Source organism: Planctomycetota bacterium, assembly GCA_035574235.1.
GTDB lineage: Bacteria > Planctomycetota > MHYJ01 > MHYJ01 > JACPRB01 > DATLZA01.
This window is the reverse complement of the sequence record DATLZA010000190.1, coordinates 1-21,849: the sequence shown is the minus strand read 5'-3', so window position 1 is coordinate 21,849 and position 21,849 is coordinate 1. Positions and strand designations below refer to the sequence as shown.

Annotated in this window: 17 protein-coding genes; 7 read left to right on the top strand and 10 right to left on the bottom strand. The window is 69.3% G+C overall.

Annotated features, from left to right (window positions below; translation table 11 throughout):
* On the top strand, positions 1–1,020 hold a 1,020-nt coding region (locus VNO22_17965), incomplete at its 5' end, for an Ldh family oxidoreductase (protein HXG63262.1).
* Positions 1,021–1,026: 6 nt separating this feature from the next.
* On the opposite strand, the gene VNO22_17960 is transcribed toward VNO22_17965, so the two are convergent.
* The 4 genes from VNO22_17960 to VNO22_17945 all read right to left on the bottom strand — a co-directional run bounded on the left by VNO22_17960 (position 1,027) and on the right by VNO22_17945 (position 6,864).
* Complete coding sequence (locus tag VNO22_17960) at positions 1,027–3,114, bottom strand: PAS domain S-box protein (GenBank protein ID HXG63261.1); 2,088 nt, start codon at positions 3,112–3,114, stop codon at positions 1,027–1,029.
* A gap of 107 nt (positions 3,115–3,221) precedes the next feature.
* The gene (locus tag VNO22_17955; protein HXG63260.1) at positions 3,222–4,376 is read right to left on the bottom strand and encodes a serine/threonine-protein kinase; all 1,155 of its coding nucleotides are present in this window, start codon (positions 4,374–4,376) and stop codon (positions 3,222–3,224) included.
* A 1-nt stretch (position 4,377) separates the two neighbouring features.
* Positions 4,378–5,637, bottom strand: a complete 1,260-nt coding sequence (locus VNO22_17950) for a glucuronate isomerase (protein ID HXG63259.1) — start codon at positions 5,635–5,637, stop codon at positions 4,378–4,380.
* Positions 5,638–5,649: 12 nt separating this feature from the next.
* The gene (locus VNO22_17945) at positions 5,650–6,864 is read right to left on the bottom strand and encodes a Gfo/Idh/MocA family oxidoreductase (protein HXG63258.1); all 1,215 of its coding nucleotides are present in this window, start codon (positions 6,862–6,864) and stop codon (positions 5,650–5,652) included.
* Positions 6,865–7,052: 188 nt separating this feature from the next.
* Between VNO22_17945 and VNO22_17940 the strand changes: the two genes are divergently transcribed.
* Both VNO22_17940 and VNO22_17935 read left to right on the top strand, forming a co-directional pair.
* A complete protein-coding gene (locus VNO22_17940) occupies positions 7,053–8,420 on the top strand; it encodes a Gfo/Idh/MocA family oxidoreductase (GenBank protein HXG63257.1) in 1,368 nt (455 codons plus the stop codon).
* A 166-nt stretch (positions 8,421–8,586) separates the two neighbouring features.
* Positions 8,587–9,966: a Gfo/Idh/MocA family oxidoreductase gene (locus VNO22_17935; protein ID HXG63256.1), complete on the top strand. Its 1,380-nt coding sequence runs from the start codon at positions 8,587–8,589 to the stop codon at positions 9,964–9,966.
* Here the strand turns inward: VNO22_17935 and VNO22_17930 are convergent.
* The gene (locus VNO22_17930) at positions 9,963–10,685 is read right to left on the bottom strand and encodes an SDR family NAD(P)-dependent oxidoreductase (protein HXG63255.1); all 723 of its coding nucleotides are present in this window, start codon (positions 10,683–10,685) and stop codon (positions 9,963–9,965) included. The two genes, VNO22_17935 and VNO22_17930, sit on opposite strands and share 4 nt — an antisense overlap.
* Positions 10,686–10,764: 79 nt before the next feature.
* Between VNO22_17930 and VNO22_17925 the strand changes: the two genes are divergently transcribed.
* Positions 10,765–12,087 (top strand): Gfo/Idh/MocA family oxidoreductase, encoded by a 1,323-nt coding sequence (locus tag VNO22_17925; protein HXG63254.1) that lies wholly within the window; start codon positions 10,765–10,767, stop codon positions 12,085–12,087.
* Here the strand turns inward: VNO22_17925 and VNO22_17920 are convergent.
* Positions 12,050–12,649, bottom strand: coding sequence for a hypothetical protein (locus VNO22_17920; protein ID HXG63253.1), 600 nt, complete (start codon positions 12,647–12,649; stop codon positions 12,050–12,052). The genes VNO22_17925 and VNO22_17920 overlap by 38 nt on opposite strands.
* A 100-nt stretch (positions 12,650–12,749) precedes the next feature.
* Between VNO22_17920 and VNO22_17915 the strand changes: the two genes are divergently transcribed.
* The 3 genes from VNO22_17915 to VNO22_17905 all read left to right on the top strand — a co-directional run bounded on the left by VNO22_17915 (position 12,750) and on the right by VNO22_17905 (position 16,062).
* On the top strand, positions 12,750–13,139 hold the full coding sequence (locus tag VNO22_17915; GenBank protein HXG63252.1) for a DUF4282 domain-containing protein: 390 nt from the start codon (positions 12,750–12,752) through the stop codon (positions 13,137–13,139).
* Between the two features lie 27 nt (positions 13,140–13,166).
* On the top strand, positions 13,167–14,456 hold the full coding sequence (locus VNO22_17910) for a Gfo/Idh/MocA family oxidoreductase (GenBank protein ID HXG63251.1): 1,290 nt from the start codon (positions 13,167–13,169) through the stop codon (positions 14,454–14,456).
* Positions 14,457–14,592: 136 nt separating this feature from the next.
* The gene (locus VNO22_17905) at positions 14,593–16,062 is read left to right on the top strand and encodes a HEAT repeat domain-containing protein (GenBank protein ID HXG63250.1); all 1,470 of its coding nucleotides are present in this window, start codon (positions 14,593–14,595) and stop codon (positions 16,060–16,062) included.
* A 3-nt stretch (positions 16,063–16,065) separates the two neighbouring features.
* Here the strand turns inward: VNO22_17905 and VNO22_17900 are convergent, their stop codons facing one another.
* The 4 genes from VNO22_17900 to VNO22_17885 form a co-directional block, all read right to left on the bottom strand.
* Entirely contained in the window at positions 16,066–17,760 is a 1,695-nt protein-coding gene (locus VNO22_17900; GenBank protein ID HXG63249.1) for a fibronectin type III domain-containing protein, read from the bottom strand.
* Between the two features lie 4 nt (positions 17,761–17,764).
* Positions 17,765–18,682 (bottom strand): hypothetical protein, encoded by a 918-nt coding sequence (locus tag VNO22_17895; protein ID HXG63248.1) that lies wholly within the window; start codon positions 18,680–18,682, stop codon positions 17,765–17,767.
* Positions 18,679–20,676: a hypothetical protein gene (locus tag VNO22_17890; protein HXG63247.1), complete on the bottom strand. Its 1,998-nt coding sequence runs from the start codon at positions 20,674–20,676 to the stop codon at positions 18,679–18,681. The genes VNO22_17895 and VNO22_17890 overlap by 4 nt, the downstream gene beginning before the upstream one ends.
* A 10-nt stretch (positions 20,677–20,686) precedes the next feature.
* A partial coding sequence (locus tag VNO22_17885) for a hypothetical protein (GenBank protein HXG63246.1) occupies positions 20,687–21,849 on the bottom strand: 1,163 nt, incomplete at its 5' end.

The following is a 21,849-nucleotide window of genomic DNA, read 5'->3' as shown; positions in this document are numbered from 1 at the left end:
GAGGAAGCCCGGGCCGCGGCCGACGTGGGGCGGCTGGCCGCGTGGCACGGCATCAAGACGCACAACGCCCTCAAGGCGCTCCACCTCGACGAGCACTTCGGTTCCAAGGCGGGCGGGTGCGTCCCCGGCGCCGCGATCCGGAAGCTCCCCTCGCGGTTCGAGGCGGTCGCGCGGTGGGACGCGCAGCGCAAGCTCGGCCAGGCGACGGCGCTCGAGGCGATGGCGGAGGCCGAGCGGCGGGCCGACCGCTTCGGGGTGGGGATCGTGGCGGTGGACAACGCCTTTCACTACCTGTGGGGCGGCGGGTACGTCCTGGAGTCGGCGCGGCGGGGCTACATCGCCTATACCTGCTGCACGGCGGCGCTGGCGGAGGTGGTGCCCTACGGGGGGAAGTTCCCCACGATGGGAACGAACCCCCACTCGTGGGCCTTCCCCACGGTCGAGGCGGTGGGGTTCCCGATCGTCGTGGACTGGGCGACGAGCACCATCGCCATGGGGCGCGTCCAGCAGCTCGCGCGCGAGGGCAAGCCCCTGCCCCCCGGCTGCGCCGTGGACGCCGAGGGCCGGGAAACGACCGATCCGCACAAGGTCCGGGCGCTTCTGCCCTTCGGGGCGCACAAGGGATACGGGCTCTCGCTCCTCGACGAGCTTTGGGCCGCTTTCATCGGCGGATCGCTTCCGACCCTGCGCAGCCGCTGGACCGAAGGCCCGCCGGACGAGAAACGCACCCCGGCCTTCTTCTTTCAGGCCGTGCGGCCCGAGGCTCTCGAGGGGGCCGGCTACGCGCGCGGCCGCTCCCGCGCCGAAAACGTCAAGGCCGTCCTCGAAGACATCCTCGGACACGGCAACTCGCCGGGCGTGATGCTTCCGGGAGAGCCCGAACACCGCGCCGCGCAACGGAGCCGGCGGGCCGGCGGCCTTCTTTTCACGGACGCCGAAATCGCCGAGTTCGAGAAAATCGCCCGGGAGGGCGGCGTTCCCTTCGACCGGGCGGCGCTCCGACCCGCCCCTCCCGCGTGAGCCGCTCTACGCGCGCGGGGTTCGCGGACAGACGGCCAGGATGCGGGCCACCTCGGCCAGGAGCTCCGCCGGCGAGAAGGGCTTGCCCATGAACCACGCGTCCGCGAATTCCAGGGGACCCTGCGCTTCCGCCGAGTACTCCGGGTACGCCGACAGGAAGAGGACCGGCACCCGCGGGACGCGCTCCCGGATCTTGCGGACCATTTCGATCCCGCCCATCTCCGGCATGACGATGTCGCTGACGACGAGCGCGATTTCCTCCTCGTGCTTCAGGAAGAGCTGCAGGCCCTCGGCGCCGTGACGCGCCTCGAAAACCCGGTATCCCCGACTGCGGAGCACCTCCCGAAGAAGGCTCCGGATGCTGTCGGCGTCGTCGACCAGAAGAACGGCCTCCCGCCCCCCGGCGGCGGACTCCCCCGAGGGCGGCGCTCCGGGACGCTGGGGATCCCGCAGGCGGGGCAGGAAGACGTCGAACGAGGACCCTTCGCCGGGCGCGCTCCGGACCCGCACAAAGCCGCCGCTCTGGCGGACGATCCCGTAGACCGTGGAAAGCGCCAGACGGGATCCGCTTTCGGTCGAGGCGACGAAAGGCTCGAAAAGATGCGCCCGTTCTTCCGGCGTCAGGCCGCGTCCGGTGTCGGACACCGAGAGCACGGCGTATTCGCCGGGAGGGATCTCGGCGGCATGGGCGGATTCGGGGGCCCGGAGGTGCACACCGCGCGTTTCGACCGTCACGGTCCCCCCTCGGGTCAGCGCGTCGCGCGCGCGGAGCGCGAGGTTGACGAGCACCTGCTGAATCTGCGCGGGATCGGCCTTGACCGGAGGAAGATCCTCCGCCAGCGAAAGTTCCAGCCGCACGTCCTCGGGGAAAAGCGGCCGCAGGAGACGTTCCGTTTCGCGGAGAACGCGGTTCAGGTGCAGCTCCCGGGGCGCCAACACCTGTTTCTGGCTGAACGCCAGGAGCTGCCGGGTCACGTCGGCCGCCTGCTCGGCCGCCTGGACGATCTGGGCCGCGTAGTGGCGGCCGGGCTCCTCGCGGACACATCCCGACAGAAGCCGCGCGTAGCCGGAGATGACCGTCAGGAAGCTGTTGAAGTCGTGGGCGACCCCTCCGGCCAGGCGCCCGAGGGCGTCGAGGCGCTGCATCTGCCGGAGGGTTTCCTCCATGCGGCGGCGCTCCGTCACGTCCCGGGCCACGCAGAGGACGAGCGTTTTCTCCCCCATCTCCAGCCGCCCGAGGCGCTCCTCCACATGGCAGGGCGTGCCGTCCTTCCGGCGGTAGAGGGTTTCCCGCGAGACGGGGCGGCCCGCCTGAAGGCCGGCCCAGAGGCGCGGAGCGCCGACCGGGTCGTAGCCCAGATCGATCTGGCTGACCGACATCCCGAGCAGCTCGTCGCGCGAATAGCCCAGCGAGCGGCAGGCCTGCTCGTTGGCCTCCAGGAAGCGGCCCTCGAGATCGTGAACCAGGAGGGCGTCGCTGGCGCATTCGACGAGCCGCCGATGGCGCTCCTGGGTCTCCCGCAATTCCTGCAGGGCGCGGGTGCAGCGGGCCTGGGCGATCGCCATGGCGGCCAGGTTGGCGGCCGCCGCGGCGAAGGTTTGTTCGTCGGGCTCCCAGCGGCGCGGGGGGCCGACGTGCTCATGGCAAAGCACTCCTTCGAGCTTCCCCTGGACGTAAATGGGAACATCGAGCATCGCGCCGATTCCCAGCGGCTCAAGATACGGCCCGGCCAGTTCGCGGGTGCGCGGGTCCGCCAGGGCGTTTTCGGCGTCGATGAGGCCGTCGGCGGCGAGGGCTTTGAAGTAGTCGGGGAAGTCGGCGACATGCAGGCGGCCGCCGCGCTCGCAGGCGTCCACGGACTTACGGTAGAGGCTTTGCAGTTCGAGGGTGCCCCCGTCTTCCGAAAAAAGCCAAACACTGACGCGCTCCACGTCGAGGGCTTCGGCTTCCACGCGGACCAGCTGGCAAAGGAGCTCCCGGAGGTCGGCCCCCGAAAGGAGGTTCCGGCGGGCCAGATTCAAAAGCGCGTCGGTCTGGCGGGCGGAACGGCGGCGGATCCGAGTGTGGGGGGAACCGGGGGACGCATCGTTCATGGGTTACTCCCAGGTGTCATTCACGTGGGATCCGGTGGAGCAAATGCCGTGCCAGGAGGGGCCTTTCGGCCTTCCGCCAGGAGGGTAGGCCTCGGAACCCTTTTTTCCTACATTTTCGAAGCTCTTCCGGGGGGAGAAGCGCCTCCGCGGCGGATCGTGCGCGTTTTCGACGCCGTTTTGGAAGGACCGGCCACGGGTATCCGAACGGTCGGAGGACGCCCGGAATCCAGGGCCGCCAAGGCCTCGATCAGGTCCCCCGCCGAAGCCGGACGGCGGGAGGGATCCTTGGCCAGGAGCATCTTGGCCAGGGCGTCCACCCCGGCCGGGCCCACCCGGAGCGCGGGGGGCTCCCCCTTTTCGTGCAGTCGGCGGATCTCCCGGAACGTCCGGCCCTCGAACGGATACCGGCCCGTCAGCATGAAATGCCAGAGCACGCCGCAGGCGTAAAGGTCGGAAGCGGGAACCGTCTCGCGGCTCCACTGCTCCGGAGCCAGACTGTAGATGAGGGTGCCCGCCTTGTCGGCGTGGTCCTTCAAAAACTCCGCGTCGGCCCGGCCCAGGCCGAAATCGGTCACCTTCACCTCGAGCTTGCCGCCCACGAAGACGTTTTCGGGCTTGAGATTCCCATGAAGGAGCCCGATCGCATGGGCGGCCTGGAGCGCCCCGGCCACCTGCGCCAGAACGGCGGACGCACGCCTCCACGGAATCGGCCCTCCCGTCCGGATCAGCTCCCGGAGCGTCGTCCCCCCCACAAGCTCCGTCGCCACGTAGAGCGCCTTTCCCTGCACGCCCGCCTCCAGCACCCGGGCCGCCCGGGGATGCGAAAGCCCCAGCGCCATCTGCGCGTGGCGCGCGAACCGCCGGCGGAAAGGCCGATTCAGCGAATTGTCCGGAATGACCTTGAGGGCCACGCGGCGGCCCGAGTCGCCGTGAAGCGCCAGGTAGACCGGCCCGGAAGGCCCCCGTCCCAGAGGCTCAAGCACCGTGCAGGAGCCGTAGATCTCCACGAGTTCCGCGGGTTCCGGGACGGGCATGAGCACCGGCACGCGTCCCGTGGTCTTGCCGAGCGCCTCCACATCGTCTTCCCGGAGATATCCGAGCGAGACGAGCACCACCTCGAGCGGCGCGGCCGGATCCTCGGACCGCGCCCGGATCTCCACCGCCTCGCGGACCTGTTCCGGGGTCACGCGCCGCCGGCGCAGCGCGCGCTCGACCCAGGCGCGCTCCTCGTCCGACAGGAATCCTTCCGCGGAACTCTTCACCTCACGCCTCCGAAGGCCGGCGCCCCACGAACGCCCAGAACCGTCCGCCCAGAAGCTCTTCGACGTCCCGCCGAAGCTCGCGCTCCTCGAGCGCCCATCCCGCCGCCAGAAGGTCGGCGTACTTCCCGAAGAGCACCTCGCCGATCGCCCGGCGCGAGTGATCCCACTTGTAGATCACCTGCTCGAGGACCCGGGCGTCCGAGTGCTGGGCCACGAAGGACGTTCCCAGAAGCTCCAGGCGCATCCGGGTGATCTCCTCGATGAGCCCGGGCACGTTGACGAACCACCAGCACCCGAAGGGGAGAAGGTTCCGGAACTTCCGCGCCGCCACGCACAGCTCGTGCTGGTTCTCCCGGGCGAGCATCGTGACCATGAACCGGTTGGCCGGGAAGCGGGCGCACAGGTATTCCACCGCCTCGATCCGGGCGCGCCCCACCGCGTCGCCGGCCAGCGCGAGCTCCGGATTCACGCGCCGCTTGACGCCGATCATGAGCGCCAGCGGCAGCCCCCGGTCCCGGCACGCCGGAAGGATCGACCGCTCCAGAAGCCGGGCCGTCGTCGACTCCTCCGGCATCGCGAAGGTCGGCGGCAGGGAAACCCCCACGTAGAGCGCCTTCGTGCGGCGCGCCCATTCGTCCAGAAACCGCCGCACCTCGTCGAACGTCCGCGCGTCCGGCTCGGGCTCCACGCGATAGCCCCACTCGCGCAGCCGCGGCCCCGCCCGGCCCCAGTCCAGAAGGACCGGGTCGATCCGAAGCGCCGCCTTGAACCGCGGGTCCCCCCGAACGCCCGCCTCCCACACCGGCCGCTCCCGGTCGTCGAAGGGATCGTTCGTCATCACGCACTCGCGAAGGCCCGCCTTCTCGAAGACAAGATCGATCTGCGCCTCGCGCGTCCGCCCGGCGAAGAACGCCCGGAAGGCCCCGAGATCCCGCCGCCCGGGGTCCAGCCCCAGCCGCTCAAGAACCGTGAGAACCCCGCGGCAGGCCTCGCTCACGGGCGACGATTCGACGAAAAGCGCGTTCCAGACGAGATCCGCCTGGGCCGCCCGCGGCAGCTTCCAGAAGTCCGCGTACGGCATCGCGGAGCGCCGGAAGAACTCCGCCACAAGGTAGTGGTACGTCAGAAGCTCGTCGACGCCCCACAGCAGAAGGTCCCCGAACGCGGGCGCGTAGAGGTGCGTGTGGATGTCCGTGACGGGGGCGTCGCGCAGGGCGCGCTCGAGCGCCGGCCGGAGCTCCTGGGGCGTTCGGATCGGCATGGCGCGGCCCCTCTACTTCGCGTCCCGGAGGTACGGGCGCACGTCCACGCGCTGTCCCTTCTCGGCGGAAAGGTAGGCCGCGTAGGTGACGACCAGAACGTCGTGCGCCAGCATGAGGTCGCTCTTGGGGGGGCGGCCCCGCGAGATCGCCCCCACGAAGTCGCGCAGCTCGTCCGGATAGCCCGTCACCATGTCCTCGTCCGGCGAGGGGAAGGACCACCCTTCCTTGGTTTCGGTCTTCTCGACGATGTACTCGTCCTTGAAGAAGTCCCCGTCGGGGGTGTAGGCCATGCAGGCGGTGTTCGGGTTGATGTTGGCCTTGAGGACGACGCGCGCGCCGTAGACGGTCAGGTGGTTGTAGATGCCGCCCATCACGGTGTCGGTGGAGGTGAGCTGGGCGACCGAGCCGTCGTCGAAGGTCAGAAGGATCGCCCCGTAGTCCTCGACGTCCTCCCAGCCGGTCTTGATGAACTTCCGGGGTTCGTCCTGGAAGGTCTTCATCGCGGTGAGGTGAGCGACTTCGGCCGTGACGGAAGCGGGCCGGATGGGGCGGCCGTTCCGGCGGCGGCCTTCCTCGTACTTGAGATACAGCGCCGCCCCCACGGGGTGGACGCAGAGGCGGATGAGGGACCCGCCGCCGGCGGTTTGCCAGCGTTTGGCGTACTCGGCGTGGGAACCGGAATGGGATTCTTCGCCCTGAATGCGCAGGATCGGCGACCCGCTGGCGGCCAGAAGCCGGTTGAGCTTGACGATCGGGGGCGCGTAGACCCAGTTTTCGCCGTAGCACAGCGTGACGCCCGCTTTCCGGACGGCGTCGTACGCGCGGTTGGCCTCGTCGAGGACGGCGCGGAACATGGCCTCGCGCGAATACCCTCGGGCGGACCAGCGGGCACCTTTGGCCTCCGGCGGGCCGAAGAAACCCGTGAGCGGCTTTTCGCAGAAAACGTGCTTTCCCGCCTGCGCGGCCTGGATCGCCAGAGGGACGTGGAGGTGATTGGGAACCACAAGATCCACGACGTCCACGTCCCTGTCCGCCAAAAGCTCTTCGTAGGACCCGTAGACCTTGGCGAGGTTGTATTCCTGGGCGAGGTGGGCGGCCTTGTCCTGGGTGCGGCCGTAGATGCCGCGGATTTCGAACTCCTCGCCGTAGACCTTCTGGTAGCTGGCGAGGTGGAAGTGGGCGGCGAAGCCCGCGCCCACGAGACCGATCCGAACGCGCTTGGCCATGGAGGAGTCCTCCTTTCGCTCAGGTCCGCCTATGCTACAAATTCGCGCGGCCGGCGCCAGTTTCCGCGGATCTCCCTCTTGCGTCTCCGTCCCGGCGCGTATATGTTTAGGGATCCCGGCCGGTTCGCTTTAACGCCGGCGCCGGTTCGCGCTATAGAAAGGTAAACCGAACGAAGGGAGGCTTCACGATGGCTCGTCCGAAGATCAACCGCCGCGAATTCCTGGGCACCGCCGGCGCCGCGGGGGCCGGGTTCTGGATCGCCGGCCGCCAGACCGGCTTCGGCCAGGAAAAGTCGCCCAATGCGAAGCTCAACGTCGCCTGCATCGGCGTGGGCGGCCGCGGGCGCGCCAGCCTGGACGCCTGCCGGAACGAGAACGTCGTGGCCATCTGCGACATCGACGAAGGCCCGCTCTCGAAGGCCGCCAAGGATTATCCGGGCGCCAAGGTCTACACCGATTACCGCAAGCTGCTCGACGAGATGGCCAACCAGATCGACGCCGTGACGGTGGGCACGCCCGACCACCACCACGCTCCGGCGGCCGCCCGCGCGATCGCCCTGGGCAAGCACGCCTACGTGGAAAAGCCGCTCACGCACAACATCTACGAGGCGCGCAAGCTCACGGAGCTGGCCGCCAAGCACAAGGTGGCCACCCAGATGGGCAACCAGGGCCACTCGACCGACAGCCGCCGCCGGCTCGTCGAGGCCCTCCAGCAGGGCATCATCGGCAAGGTCACCGAAGTCCACGCCTGGACGAACCGGCCCATCTGGCCGCAGGCGATGAAGCGTCCGACGAAGACCGACCCCGTGCCCCCGGGCCTGCACTGGGACCTGTTCCTCGGGCCCGCCCCCGAGCGTCCGTTCGTCAACCGCATCTATCATCCGTTCGCCTGGCGCGGCTGGTGGGATTTCGGAACCGTGGCGCTCGGCGACATGGCCTGCCACATCATGGACGCGGCCTTCTGGGGGCTCAACCTGCGCTACCCGACCCGCGTCGAAGCGGAAGGGGATCCCCTCCTTCCGGAAACGGGTCCCAAGTGGATGACCGTCAAGCTCGACTTCCCGGCCCGCGGCGAACAGCCGCCCCTCAAGTTCATCTGGTACGACGGGAAGAAGTCCGACTCCGAGGGGCGCGAAACCCCGAACCTTCCGCCCGCGGAACTGGCCAAGGGCGTCAAGATCACCAACAACGGCAACATCATCGTGGGCGACAAGGGCACGATCGTGGTCCTCGACGAACAGACGGGCAACTGGAAGGCGGTCATCGACGGGAAGGTCCTCGACAAGAAGGAACTCGACATCAAGCAGACGCTTCCCCGCGTACCCGGGGACATGGGCGGCCATCACGGCGAGTGGATCGCCGCCTGCAAGGGAGGCCCCAAGTCTCTCGGCGACTTCTCCTATTCGGGCCCCTTCACCGAGACGGTGCTCATCGGCATCGTGGCCTTCCGCACGGGCAAGGCGCTCGATTGGGACGGCGAGGCCATGAAGGCCAAGAACTGCCCCGAGGCGGAGCCGTACATCCGCCGCGAGTACCGCAAGGGCTGGGAAGTCTAGCGGTCGGCGTCGCGACGAACGCGCCACGAACGGCGGATCCCCGCCCCCGGCCCGGGGGCGGGGATCCCTTCTCTCGCGGTTGGACCCGCCCTCCTTTTTCGCCCCCGCCGGCCGGTTCGGACTCGTACTCAGGGATAGAAGCGTTTCGCCATCGAGGAGATGATTCATGTCCGACCGCCTTTCCCGCCGCCGCTTCGTGGGTCTCGCCGCCGCCTCGGGCGCCGGATTCTGGATCGCCGGCCGCCGGACGGCCTACGGCCAGGAGGCGTCCCCCAACGCCCGGCTCAATATCGCCGTCATCGGCTCCGGCGGCCGCGGGGCCGCCCACCTCGGGCCTCTGGCCGCCGAAAACGTCGTGGCCCTCTGCGACGTCTTCGAGCCCGCCCTCGAAAAGGCCGCCCGGACGCTCGCCCAGGCGCGGCCCGGCGCGCCCGCCCCGCGCCGCTACGTCGATTTCCGCAAGCTTTACGACGAGATGGCCCGCGAGATCGACGCGGTCGTCGTCTCCACCGCCGAGCACACGCATTTCCACGCCGTCCTTCCCGCGCTCCTTCTGGACAAGCATGTCTACGTCGAAAAGCCCATGACCCACGGGGTGTGGGAGGCGCGCCGCCTCACGGAGGAAGCCCGCCGGCGTCCCAAGGTCGCCACCCAGATGGGCATCCAGATGCACGCGAGCGAAACTTATCGCCGCGTCGTGGAGCTCCTCCAGGCCGGAACGATCGGACCGGTTACGGAGGTCCATGTGTGGGTCGAGCGATCGTGGGGGTGGCAGTCTCCTGCGGAGGCCAAGGCCAACGGCGACATCCTCAGCACCCAGGAGCGACCCGCGAAAGAGGATCCCGTCCCCGAGGGTCTGCACTGGGATCTCTGGCTCGGACCGGGCCCCGCGCGGCCCTTCAACCGCATCTATGTCCCCGGACCTCGATGGTACCGGTGGTGGGACTGGGGCTCGGGCACGATGAGCGACCTCGGCAGCCACTACAACGACCTGCCCTTCTGGGCGCTGAAGCTCGACGCCCCCCGCACGGTGGAAGGCTTCGGCCCGCCGCCCCATCCCGACCTCGCCCCGGCCAACTTCCGCGCCGTCTACGAGTATGGCCCCCGCGAGGGACTTCCCCCCGTGAAGCTCCACTGGTATCAGGGAACCGAGAAGCCGCCTCACCTCCGGGACGGCTCGATCCCTCCGAACTGGAAAAGCGGCCACCTCTTCGTGGGCGAAAAGGGCATGCTCCTTTCGAGCTACGGCAAATATCAGCTTCTGCCCGAATCGAAATTCGCCGACTTCCGGGCGCCCGAGCGGACCCTTCCGCGCTCCCCGGGTCACCTCCAGGAATGGATCCTCGCCGCCAAGGGCGAGGGCAAGACCCTGGCCCCCTTCGAGTACTCGGGTCCGCTCACGGAGGCCAACCACCTGGCGTCCATCGCCTACCGGGTGGGCAAGAAGCTGGAGTGGGACGCGGCGGCCCTGAAGGCGCGGAACGCTCCCGAAGCGGATCCCCTGATCCGCCGCGCGTACCGCAAGGGGTGGGAGCCGCCGGGTTAACTTCCCGCCGGAGGGTCCGTGGGCCGGATCTCGATCTCCGAGACCGTCGCCCGATCCGGAAGCTTCAGGGCCGCCACGACGGCGGCCGCCACGTCCTCGGGACGCAGGAACTTGTGCGCCTCCTGACGCTTGGCCGGCTCGTGCCCGAACTCCGTCCACGTCGAGCCCGGTTCAACCACCACGACGCGGATCCCCGCGGCCCGCACCTCCTGCAGGACGGAGCGGGACATCCCGAGAAGCGCCCATTTCGTGGCCGCGTAGGCGGCCCGGCGCGGCACGGCGTTGACGGCCGCCAGAGAAGCCATGTTCACGATCGTCCCGCCGCCCTGGCGCCGCATCGCGGGAATGGCCGCGCGCATGAGCAGGAACGGCCCCCGCACGTTCGTGCGGTACAGCCGGTCGAAGGTCGCCGGATCGGTCTCCTCGAGCGTTCCGAGCGCGCCGACGCCGGCGTTGTTGACGAGAACGTCCAGACGCCCGAAGCGTTCGAGCGCCGCCCCCACCATCCGGGCCGCGTCCGCCTCCTCGCCCACGTCGCCGGCAACGATCTCCGCCGGGGCGCCGCGCGCCCGGAGGGCCGCCGCGGCCTCCTCGAGCCGCGCCGCCGTCCGGCCCGCCAGGATCAGCCGCGCCCCTTCCGCCGCCAGGGCGTCCGCCAGGGCCCGGCCGATCCCCCGGCCCGCGCCCGTCACGAGCGCCGCGCATCCCGCCAGCTGCATCGTTTTTTCCTCCTCGCCGCCGCGCGCATCCTACGGCAGGCGTAACACCTGTAGCAACCCCCTTCCGTCGGAGGCGTCTATGAAGCGGCGCGAATTCCTCAAGGTCTCCGGCGGCGCGGCGGCCGGGTTCTGGATCGCCGGCCGCGCGACCGCGTACGGCCAGGAAAAGTCCCCCAACGCCAAACTGCGCGTCGCCGCGATCGGGGTGGGCGGCCAGGGCGGAGGCAACCTCGGCGCGGTCGCCCGCACGGAAACGATCGTGGCGCTCTGCGACGTGGACGACCAGCGCCTGGCCGAGGCGGCGCGGAAACACCCGGGCGCGCGCGTCTTCCACGACTACCGCAAGATGTTCGACGCGATGGAAAAGGAAATCGACGCGGTCGTCGTCTCGACGCCCGACCACCACCACGCGCCGGCGTCGATTCGGGCGATGCGGCTCGGGAAACACGTCTACTGCGAGAAGCCCCTGACCCATTCCGTGGCCGAGGCGCGCCTGATGGCCCGGGAGGCCGCGCGCGCCAAGGTCGCCACCCAGATGGGCAACCAGGGGCATTCCTCCGGCGGCCAGGCGGCGCTCGTGGAACTCGTGCGCTCGGGAGCGATCGGCCCGATCAAGGAAGTGCACGTCTGGACCGACCGCGCCTTCGGAGGAGGAAAGCGTCCCCGCCAGGTTCCGCCCTGCCCGGCGCATCTGCACTGGGACGAGTGGCTCGGACCCGCTCCGCACCGGCCCTACCACGGGGGGCTTCATCCCTTCTCCTGGCGCGGCTGGTGGGATTTCGGAACCGGCTCGCTCGGCGACATGGCGTGCCACAACATGGACGCCGCGTTCTGGGCGCTGGAGCTCGACAACCCGCGGACGATCGAAGCGCAAGGGGCGCCTCAAGATCCGGAAAGCACTCCGACCTGGACCACGGTCACCTGGCACTTCCCCGCCCGGGGCGAGCGCCCCCCCGTCAAGCTCGTCTGGTACGACGGCGTGCGTCCCGGAGCGGACGGGCAGAAGATTCCCAACCGGCCGCCCCAGGATCTGATCGGCGGCGAGAAGATGGTCTCCAACGGAACGATCTTCGTGGGCGAGAAGGGGACGATCTACGTGCCGAGTTCGTACGGAGGAAAGCACGTGCTTCTTCCCCGCGAGAAGTTCGAAGGGCACGCGCCGCCGCCGGCGACCCTTCCGCGCGCGCAAGGAGGCCATCACGGATCGTGGATCGCCGCCTGCAAGGGAGGCCCGCCGGCGCTTTCGGACTTCGCGTACGCGGCGCGGCTGACGGAGACGGTGCTTCTCGGAAACGTCGCCTACCGCGCGGGCGGCCGGATCGAGTGGGAGGCCGAGGCGATGAAGCCTTCGGCCGGAGAGGAATTCATCCGGCGCGAGTATCGCGAGGGGTGGCGGCTCTAGGGGGAAGCTTGCGGGTGAGGGCCGCCTGCGCGAAGCAGCCGCCCACGAGAAGCGCGAGGTACAGGATCCCCGCCACGGCGCGCGCGCCCTGGGGGAGGAGGCGCTCGACCGCCGCCGCGGCGATGGCCGCCCCGACGCAGGCGGTGCCGAAGATGCCGATGGGACGTTCGAGAAGGATGCCAAGGACGCCGCCCGCCACGAACGTCGCCCAGAAAACGCCGGCCGGAAGCGGCGCCGCCCCCGCCACCCGCAGGCCCACGGCCAGAAGAACCACGCCCGCGCCCGCCCCGAGGAGAAACATGTAGAGGTAATAGAGGACGTCCCCCAGGAGGTAGCCCAGGATTCCCAGTCCCAGAACGCCGGCGACGAGGACCGCGGTCTTGCCGACCTCGCCCAGGCCGTCGAGGCGGGGCCCCAGGAGCGCCGCCAGGACGAGCCCCGCGGCCGCCAGAAACAGCGCCGCGAAGATCCGGACGCTCACCCGGAGAAGGTGGTACCCGGCCAGGGCCAGGATCGCCCCCAGCAGAGCGGAAAGGAGCGGAAACGGAACCGCGGGTTTCATGGCCCCAGTTTTCCCTTTCCGGCCGATCGGCGCAACAGGTTTTGTAGCATCGAGCGCGCCCATGGGTTAGAGTACTTCGAACGAAAAGGAGGTGGCCGGGATGGATATGGATCTCAAGAAGGTGGACCGCAACCGGATGGTCGCGTTCTTCAAGTTCGATCTCCTGATCCTGCCGACGCTCGTCAAGATCGTCTTCATTCTGGGGGTGGTGGGGCTCTTTCTGATGTGTCTCTGGCTGCCCTTCCGGATGGCCTCGGGGTTTTCTTTCGGGCCGGACGGGATACGCTCGGAGTTCAACTGCGGCACGTTCGCGGTAGGCCTGATCGTCTCGGGGATCTTCTTCGTTCTGGGGATGCTGTGGTGGCGGGTGGTGTGCGAATCCATGATCATCCTCTTCAAGATCCACGAGGTTCTGGCCGGGCGGAAGGAAGGGGCGCCCCCGGCGTCTCCCGCGGCCGGGACGCCGCCTTCGCCTCCCCCGCAGGCGTAAGATAGACGTCGGAGGATTCGCGCGGAGATGGCTTTTTCTCTTTCGCGGCGCCGCTTCCTGGGAGCGTCGGCGGCGGCGGGCTTCTGGGCGGCGGGGTTCCGCCAGGAGCGCTCGCCGAACGCCCGGCTTCATGTGGGCGTGATCGGCGTGGGCGGAATGCGGGGGGAGGCCAACGCGGCCGGGTGCGCGGGGGAGGCGATCGTCGCGCTCTGCGACGTGGACGCGAAGAACCTGGAGAAGGCCGCCGCGCGGCATCCGAAGGCGGCGCGGTACGCCGACTTCCGGGAGATGCTCGAGAAGGAGAAGTCCCTCGACGCGGTGGTGATCTCCACGCCGGATCACGTGCACGCCCCGGCGGCGGCGATGGCCCTTCGGCTGGGCAAGCACGTCTACTGCGAGAAGCCCCTGGCTCATTCCGTTTTCGAAGCGCGCGCGCTCGCGCGGCTGGCGGCCGAGCGGAAGGCGGCCACGCAGATGGGAACGCAGATCCACGCGGAGGAGAACTACCGCCGGGTGGTGGAGCTCGTGCGGGCGGGGGCGATCGGGGAGATTTCCGAAGTGCACGTCTGGGTGGGCGGGGCGTGGACGGCCCAGGGGCTGCCGGCGCACGCCACGCCGCCTCCGTGTCCGCCGCATCTGGCGTGGGATCTCTGGCTGGGCCCGGCGGAGGAGCGGCCGTACAGTCCGCGGTATCATCCGGCCGGCTGGCGCAGCTACTGGAATTTCGGAGGCGGGCACCTGGCGGACATGGGGTGCCACTACATCGATCTGGCGTTCTGGGCCCTGGAGCTGAGGGGGCCGCGGGCGGTGGAGGCCGAGGGGCCGCCCGTGGACGCGCACGGCGCGCCGCCGTGGCTGATCGTGCGGTGGGAGTTTCCGGCGCGAGGAGAACGGCCGCCGGTGAAGCTGGTCTGGTATCACGGAGGGCGGAAGCCCCCGGCCGCGGAGGACGGCACGCTGGGGGACTGGAAGGGGAACGGCGTCCTCTTCGTGGGCCGCCAGGGCATGATTGTGGCGGACTATTCGCGGCACAAGCTTCTTCCGGAGGACCGGTTCCGCGACTACGAGCGCCCGCCGCGTTCGATTCCGCCGTCGCCGGGGCACCATGCGGAGTGGATCGCGGCCTGCAAGGGGGGGCCGCGGGCGCTCTGCGCGTTCGACTACGCCGGGCCGCTGACGGAAGCGGTGCTTCTCGGCAACGTCGCCTACCGGTCCGGCAAGCGGATCGAGTGGGACGCGGAAAATCTGCGGATCCCGAACGCCCCGGAAGCGGAGCGGTTCCTGCGGCGCGAGTACCGCAAAGGCTGGACGCTGTAGCGCGTTCCCGACTCTCTTTTCCCGCGCGTTTCTTCCTGGGGGAAAATCTTGTCGTTGACGTCCCCGGCGGGGTCACGGTACATTCGAACCCCGGCGGAAAAGTTCAGGGTCTCGAAAACGCCGGAGGAGGAAGGGGATGAAGTTCCGGATCCTGCCGCTGGTGCTTCTGGGGGCGGGAGGCGGCGGGGGGGATGACTGGGGTCAGGCGATGCGCCGCCTCCAGGAGGCGCTGGCGGGGCGGGACGAGGCGCGGCTGGAGCAGGCGGTGGGGCGGGTGGCGGCGGACGACAGCGCGCGCGCGGTGGAGGCGCTGGTGCGGGCGGCGCGGTCGGCGCCTCCGGGGGCTTACTGGACGATTCTGGCGGGCATGGCGCGCCTCGGCTCGCCGGCGGCGCTCGACGCCCTGGGCCGGGAGATCCTGGAGGGAAAAGTTCCGGAGCTCCGGCGGGATCTCATTCTTCCCTTGCGCTACAGCGAGGCGCCGGGGGCGGTGGAGCTCCTCAAGCGGATCCTTCGGGAAGGCTCGCCGGATCTTCAGGTATCGGCGATGGACGAGCTCGTGGACCGCGAGCGCCTGGACGCGGCGCCGATTCTTCTCGACCTGGCGGACAAGGATCCGGGGGAGGAGCGCGAGCTGACGCGCCGGGCGTTCAAGGCGCTGCGGGCGCTGGCGAAGGAGGACCCTCCGGCGGGGGGCCCGGCGGCGTGGCGCCGCTGGTGGGCCGGAATCGAAGCGCGCGCGGCGGGGCGGCCGGCGCCGCCCCCGTCCCCTCGCCGCGTGGGCGAAACCGTCGCCGACTCCATCCGCCGCACCCGCGTCACGGACTACGAAGCCCTCAAGCGCGGAAAAAAGGAGGAGGTGCTGGTTATTGAGGGTGTGGCAGATAACGTCGAAGATGTACTGTTCCGCCTAGGAATTCCCTACCAATCTATGAGTTGGGAAAGAATACAGTCGGGAGATGATCTCGGCTTTAAACGATACTTGGCTGTATTTGTGAATTGCGGAACAGGCGATTGGCCCCCGAGACAAGTGGAGAGAATAAAAGAATATGTAAGCAGTGGGGGCTATCTATTTGTTACCGATCAAGCCATCCTTCAAGTGGTAAAGCATGCGTTCCCTAACTACATCATCTTCGGGAAGGGAACCTTCTCGGACCTTACCGTTGATATCTATCCCTGCAAGGGTACGCTCGGCAGTCCTCTGTTGCGCGGAATAGACATCCTTCCTACTGGCAACAGGTCTGTGACAGGTCGTCAAAATACACTCCAGTGGAAAATCTGCTCAGAGGCACCGGTCCTCGTTTTTGATCCAAGTAAAGCTATTCCCCTCATCGAGGCGCCAAGCATAGTGGGAAAGAAGCGGTCACCTGTGGTTGCCATCACATTTTCACCGGGTATCAGCACTGATCTTTTAAAAGAAAGCATAGCTTGTTCGGGCATTTACGAGGAATTCGGTATGATGGATGGGGGAAAGGTCATCTGTGTCATTTCTCACTTCAAACTCCAACGCCAGGGAGAGGATGGGTTCGCCCTGCAAAACCTCCTCATCAACTTCCTCATCGAGGCCAAAGACCGGGCCCTGCTTCGCGAAAAGCGGAAGAAATAACCTCTACGGACGCCCTCGCGCGATCTTGAGATCGCCGTTCGTCTCGTCGCGATACGCGATGTGCACCGTCCCGCCTTCCTCCACGGCGATCGACGTGTGGGTGCCCACATCCCCCGCGGCGTCCATGAGGAAATGATTCCAGCTTCCGGCCATTCCACGGCTGTACATAAGGTCGCCCCGCGTTTCGTCATAGTACGCCAGATGAAACTGACCCGCGGCATACGCCGCTGACACATACGCCCCCACCCGGCGCCCGGGCTCCGATCGCACCACTTCCGTCCGCCAACCCGTCCCCGCGAACCAGTTCTCCCGCCACACATGCATAAGGCGCCCGTTCGCGCTCTCGTAGTAGAAGATGTGCGGCACCTCCCGGCCCGTGGGCTGAGGAAGCGCAACAATCGCGCAGAACGTCGGCCGCCCCGCCGAGGTCAGCCTCCAGCCGCTCCAGGCCGGACTCCCCGTCGTGATCCTGCGGAGATACCTCAACTCGAAAGTCGTTCCATCCCCCGCGGTCAGCGCCACGTGCTGGTCCGCCGCTCCGTCCACCGCGTAGTCCAGCCCCGCGATCTGCGGCGTTCCGACGTCCACGATGTTGTTCTGGGGCCCTCCGTCGGGCGGAAACACCCACTCCCGAAGCGCCAGCGAGGAACCCCACTGAACGGCATAGAGGTAGAACCGCCCCGCCGCGTTCGCGGCCGTCTTGGGATGCAGCCGGGCGTACGTCGGATCCAGCGTGCTGGACGTAAAGCCGTAGCGGGCGTTGCCCGTCGAGATGTTGAATTTCGTCCCTGCGACGGTCACCACCTCGGCGAAAACCCCCTGCCGCGCGACCACGTCCGTCCCCGTCGCCCCCGCCCCCGGCGTGGCGTCCGCCACGGCGATCTGACCGCCCTCCCAGAAAAGCGCTCTGCCGTTCGTCGCATCGTAAAAGGCCACCCTCTCTTCCGAGCCCGCCAGAACGATCGACGTGTGGGCCCCCACGTCGCCCCACCCGTACGCGACGCCCGAGGTCACTCCGGGCGCGATCGTCTCCGCGCAGGAGACGTTCGAGACGGACTGCCCGAAGACGTTGACGGCCGTCACGCGATAACAGTAAGCGCTCCGGGGCGGAAGCCCGGAATCGTCGTACCCCTCCGAGTTCCGCGGAAGGGTCGCCACGACCGTCCAGGTCCTTCCCAGGTCGGCCGATCGCTCGACCCGGTAGCCCCGCTCCTCCGCCACGTCCCTCCACGAAACCCGGATCTGCGAGGGCGAGTATCCCTCGGCCACGATCTCCGGCGTCCCGGGAGGCCCTGAGGCCGTGACGAGACGGATCAAGTTGCTGGGCGGCGACTGGAGCCTGTCGGTGACGGCCAGCACACGCACGTAATACTCCGCTCCCGGCTCGCAGGGAAGAACCGCCTGCGACGTATCCGCCGGCAACACGCTCCACGCCGAAACGTCCGCGAAAGAAGAAATGGGACGCTCCGCCACGTCCACGCGAAAGCCGGTCTCCGCCGAGGAATTGTCCCGCCAGGCGAGCGCCATTTCCTCCCCCCCGGAGCGCACTTCCCCCGTCAAGTCGGAAGGAGGGGACAGACCGTTGACCTCGACGACTTCTTCGAGAAGGACCTCCGGTCCGGTGACGTCGTCGAACCGGCTGGAACAGGAACCGCAGGCGAACACCGCCGCCGGCAGGAGTTTCAGGCACGCTCTCATCGAATCACCAGGCGACATTGATTCCGAGCGTCGGAAGCAGACCCCACGCGAAAACCGACTCCGAGGCGAACGCGTTCACGTCCACCCCCAGATTCACGGAGAGCCCTCCCGCCACGAAGCACCGCGCGTGCAGGCCCAGAGCTCCTTCAACCCCCGCGGCCCGACCGACATCCGTCCTCAGCCAGCAGGCTCCCGCGGAAACCGCCACGCCCCCCACGAGGGCGGGCCGGTCGAGGGAGAAAACGGGGAGAAACAGCCGGGGCGCCGCGCTGTAAAAAGCCGCGTCGCTCGACACCCCCAGAACGTCCACCGTCCCGAAAAGCGCCCGAACCTGAAGCTCCAGGGAGGTTCCCGCGGGCAGCCAGTCGAGAAAGCCCCATTCGGTGACGTCCGCCTTGACCGGCAGGCTCAGGGACGGCCCGTGAAGGCGCGGTCGCGCCGAGTCGCTCGTTTCCGATTCGCCGGGATCCCCGAAATCGGAAAGCGACTTCGTGGGTCCCGGAGGAACAGGCGGATCCTCGCGATCGCCGCCGTCCACCGTGACCACCGTGGTCGTCGTGGTCCGGACGGGGCCTTCAATAAAGTCGGTGCCGACGCTCAACGACATCGCGCCCACCGTGAAGCCAAGGGAGAATCCTGGATCCGGGGGCGCCTCTTTGCGGGGAGGGGGATAATAGTGGTAGCTGTCGTACTGGAATTCGTTCCGGAAGGGCCCGTGGTCCTCCTGGACAAGGAGCGGATAGAGCTGGCGGGACTGGGGATGCTCGGAAGGCATCTCCACATACCGGTGCATTTCGACGAAAACGCGGTTGACCATCCGGGGCCGCGGCCGATGCGTCTCCTCCGGCGCGGCTCGATCCTTCTCCGGCGAAGCCGCCTGCAGGCTCAACGCGGCGGTGAGAAACAGGGCAAGCGTGCTCATGGACGCTTGCTCCGGGTAAAAGTGATAATTGGGTGATTTGCAATTGGGTCGAACCCACCCACTTGAGCACCTGGGGTACTTCCTCCTCCGCTGTAGTACTGGTAAGTCCCGGCCTGGTTGTTCCAAAGCGGCTGGCCGGAAGGGCTGTAGTAGTTTCCGCTTCCGTCGATGTAGCCCGACACGGGCATCGCCGCGGAGCTGAGGCCGGCCAGGCTCGCGGCGCCCGCCGCGCCCGGCCCGCTCAAATACATCCCCGCCGGCGGAGGCACTACCCCGCCCCCTCCGCCGCCCAGTGCCCCGGCCATTCCCCCCAGGCCGCCCCCACCCAGCGCGTGCGGCGGCACCACGACCTGCACGTACGTCGTATTGCTCAAGCCGCTCCCGGGACCTCCCGAGGACGGCGGAACGGACGGCGGAATCGGCTGCGCCGGAAGCGCCGCCGGACCGCCCGCCTCCCTCCGGAGCGCATCCTGAAGAAGCGCGCTCGACATCCCTCCGACGGCCGCCGCCGGATCCGCGCCTCCGCCGCGCGCCGCCCCCGGTCCGGCCGCGGGCGCCGGCCCGCGGAAGTACACCGGCAACACGTGCGGCAAAGCCCCCGACCGCTTGTACCGCGCCAGCCGCGGCATCTCGAGCGCCGCCTGAGGCTTCGCCGGCGCCCGCTCCAGGCGCCCCGCCGGCGTCCGCCACACGAACGTCCGCCGCGCCGAAAACCACACCACCGCCGGAAATTCGTGCTCCTCCCGCCCCGACAGATCGAGTGTCACCCGCTCGTCGCACGCCTCCGGGGTGAGATCCCGTTCCACGACGGTCGCGTCCGCCGTCGGGCGACCCGTCCCGTACGCGATGACCAGCCGCTGCGGAAGGCGCGCCGAAACGTCGTAGTGCTGCACCCACACATCCGCCCGCGTCGCCGGCGGCCGCAGCGGCGCGATCACCGCCTGCCGCGGCGGAAGCGGCACCGACGCCAGAGGCGACGGATCCTTCTCCGTCCCCGCAAAAAGCGTCACCGACGCCGCCGCGTCCAGCCCCACGTCGTCCGGATAGGGAACCAGGAGCGCCCGCGCCACGACCGTCCCGTCCGGCCCCTGCACGTCGATCGCGGCGTCGGGCACCAGCACGGTGTCCCCGAACGCCACCCCCAGCGTCTCGAGCACCTTCCGATGCGCCCGCGCCTCGCCGTCCGCCGCGTAGAGCCAGAAGCTCTGCGCGTTCCGCGGGAGCCCGAACGCCCAAAGCTCCCCGAGCGGCGTCTTCCGCGGCGTTCCCCCCGAAAAGGGCTGCGCCGACAGCATCCCCTCCCGGTGCTCGAACGGATGAACGACCGCGTAGATCACGTCCGACGGCGCGTACGACGTCCGCGCCGCCTCCTCCCGGGTCTTCATCTCCATCGAAGGGCTCACGAAGGCCACCGCCTCCGCGGGCATCGGAATCCGGAGCCCCTCCTTCCCCTGCGGCAGGTGAAGCGCTCCGTCCGGCCACGTCCGCGCGTGATATCCCCACCGCCGAGGATCGGAAAACGCAATCGAGCCGCCCGCCGGCGCGAAAAGATGCAGCTCCGGCGTCCGCCGGCATGCCTCGGCCCACTTCTCCCCGATCACGTCCTTGAAGTCGGAGCGCTCCTGCCAGGTGATCTCGCGCACCTCCACGCCCTCGGACGCCGAACGCCGGGGAAACCAGCTCGCCGGCGCCGCCTCCGCGCCGGCGCCCCGATCCGCGGGCCGCAGCGGCGGCTGCGTGAGACGCTTCCAGGTCTCCGGACCGTAGTCGATCTTCCGGATCCAGCCCCGCGAGAGGACCGACGTCCTTTCCCCGCTCCCCTCGTAGGTCACGTGCGAAGCCGTCTCGCTCACGATGCGGCACCGGACCGCCTCCCTGTCCACGGTGTGGATCGTGTCGGGGAACTCCCCGCCTTCGCCGCCGTCCGGAGCCCCCGCGCACGCCGCCAGAGCCGCCAAGGTCGCCCCCACGCCCGCCCAACGGATCGTCTTCATGAATCCCTCCTCAAAACCGATTGCGATCGACCACGCGGACCGACTCCAGAATCACGGCCCCGCCCCGCGCCGAAAACCCCAGCCGCGGCGCGATCCCCTTCTCGCCCCCGGGCCGCACCGCCACCAGCCGTCCGTCGAGATAGAGAAAGACCGCCGCGTCCAAAGGGAAAACATGCACCGTTCCCCCCGCCCGGTCGGACGCCCCTCGCAGGAGTTCCACCCGCCCCGCGGGCTCCGCCAGGACGACCCCGCGGCGGCCCACCTCGAGCGCCGCTTCCGGGGCGACCTCCGCGCGCCATACGACGCCGGCGTCCCCTGAAGAAAACCGGAAGCGCACGCGGTATCCGCGCCGCGCCCCCGCGAGAGCTTTGGCCACCCGGGCCGGCCGGCCCGAAGGGTCCGATCTCAGCGCGTAGGTCTCGTCGTCCCGGACGAGCGCCACGTCCCCCTCCCTCTCCCACGTGGGCCAGGAGGCGGCATTTACGACCTCGTGCTCGTCCCGCGACCGATCGACGCCCGCCTGCGGCGGAAGCGTCCGCTCGAATGCCGCCAGGGCGTCCGCGGCGGCGCGCTCCCCCGCCCGCGTGTCCCGGAACTCCGCCGCGAGGCGCCCGATCGCTCCGCCTCGTCCGTAGAGAACCGCGGCCTCGCGCTCGCGGCGCACCCGCGCCAGACGGTCCGAAAGAACGGGCGCCACCTCCGACGCCAGCGCGGCCGGAATCTCGAAGGCCGCAAGCTCCCCGAGGTCCGCCCTCAGCGCCTCTTCGATGGCCTGATCGACCACGAGAGGCGCCGTCGCCGCGCGCTCCTCCGGCCGCAGGCGCCCGAGCGCCGCAAGACAGCCCCGCGCGTCCCCGGCCGCCGAGCGCGCCAGGATCCCCTCCCGCGTGGGCGCCGCCGCCGCGGGAACCGCTTCCGGCGCCACCTCTTCCCACGCGAGCGCCTCGCGGGCGGCCTCCGACCCTTCCACAAGCAGCCCTTCCGGCCCCGCCTCGAGAAGCCGCCCGCGGATGACGCGCCCGTCGCGGCGCGCGAGGGCGACCTCCTTCCCCGCCGAGGCGCGCAGCGATTCGGCGAGCGCCGCGCCGGCCCGCAGGCGCTCCCGTTCCGCCTCCAGGTACGGCCGCGCCCCCGGAGGCGCCTCCCCCGCCAGGCGCTCCAGCGCCTCGCGCG

Bases quoted from the DNA above. Each gene is read 5' to 3' on its own strand.
- VNO22_17960 (HXG63261.1), bottom strand. From the start codon at position 3,114: ATGAACGATGCGTCCCCCGGTTCCCCCCACACTCGGATCCGCCGCCGT.
- VNO22_17950 (HXG63259.1), bottom strand. From the start codon at position 5,637: ATGCCGATCCGAACGCCCCAGGAGCTCCGGCCGGCGCTCGAGCGCGCC.
- VNO22_17945 (HXG63258.1), bottom strand. From the start codon at position 6,864: ATGGCCAAGCGCGTTCGGATCGGTCTCGTGGGCGCGGGCTTCGCCGCC.
- VNO22_17940 (HXG63257.1), top strand. From the start codon at position 7,053: ATGGCTCGTCCGAAGATCAACCGCCGCGAATTCCTGGGCACCGCCGGC.
- VNO22_17935 (HXG63256.1), top strand. From the start codon at position 8,587: ATGTCCGACCGCCTTTCCCGCCGCCGCTTCGTGGGTCTCGCCGCCGCC.
- VNO22_17930 (HXG63255.1), bottom strand. From the start codon at position 10,685: ATGCAGCTGGCGGGATGCGCGGCGCTCGTGACGGGCGCGGGCCGGGGG.
- VNO22_17925 (HXG63254.1), top strand. From the start codon at position 10,765: ATGAAGCGGCGCGAATTCCTCAAGGTCTCCGGCGGCGCGGCGGCCGGG.
- VNO22_17920 (HXG63253.1), bottom strand. From the start codon at position 12,649: ATGAAACCCGCGGTTCCGTTTCCGCTCCTTTCCGCTCTGCTGGGGGCG.
- VNO22_17915 (HXG63252.1), top strand. From the start codon at position 12,750: ATGGATATGGATCTCAAGAAGGTGGACCGCAACCGGATGGTCGCGTTC.
- VNO22_17910 (HXG63251.1), top strand. From the start codon at position 13,167: ATGGCTTTTTCTCTTTCGCGGCGCCGCTTCCTGGGAGCGTCGGCGGCG.
- VNO22_17905 (HXG63250.1), top strand. From the start codon at position 14,593: ATGAAGTTCCGGATCCTGCCGCTGGTGCTTCTGGGGGCGGGAGGCGGC.
- VNO22_17900 (HXG63249.1), bottom strand. From the start codon at position 17,760: ATGAGAGCGTGCCTGAAACTCCTGCCGGCGGCGGTGTTCGCCTGCGGT.
- VNO22_17895 (HXG63248.1), bottom strand. From the start codon at position 18,682: ATGAGCACGCTTGCCCTGTTTCTCACCGCCGCGTTGAGCCTGCAGGCG.
- VNO22_17890 (HXG63247.1), bottom strand. From the start codon at position 20,676: ATGAAGACGATCCGTTGGGCGGGCGTGGGGGCGACCTTGGCGGCTCTG.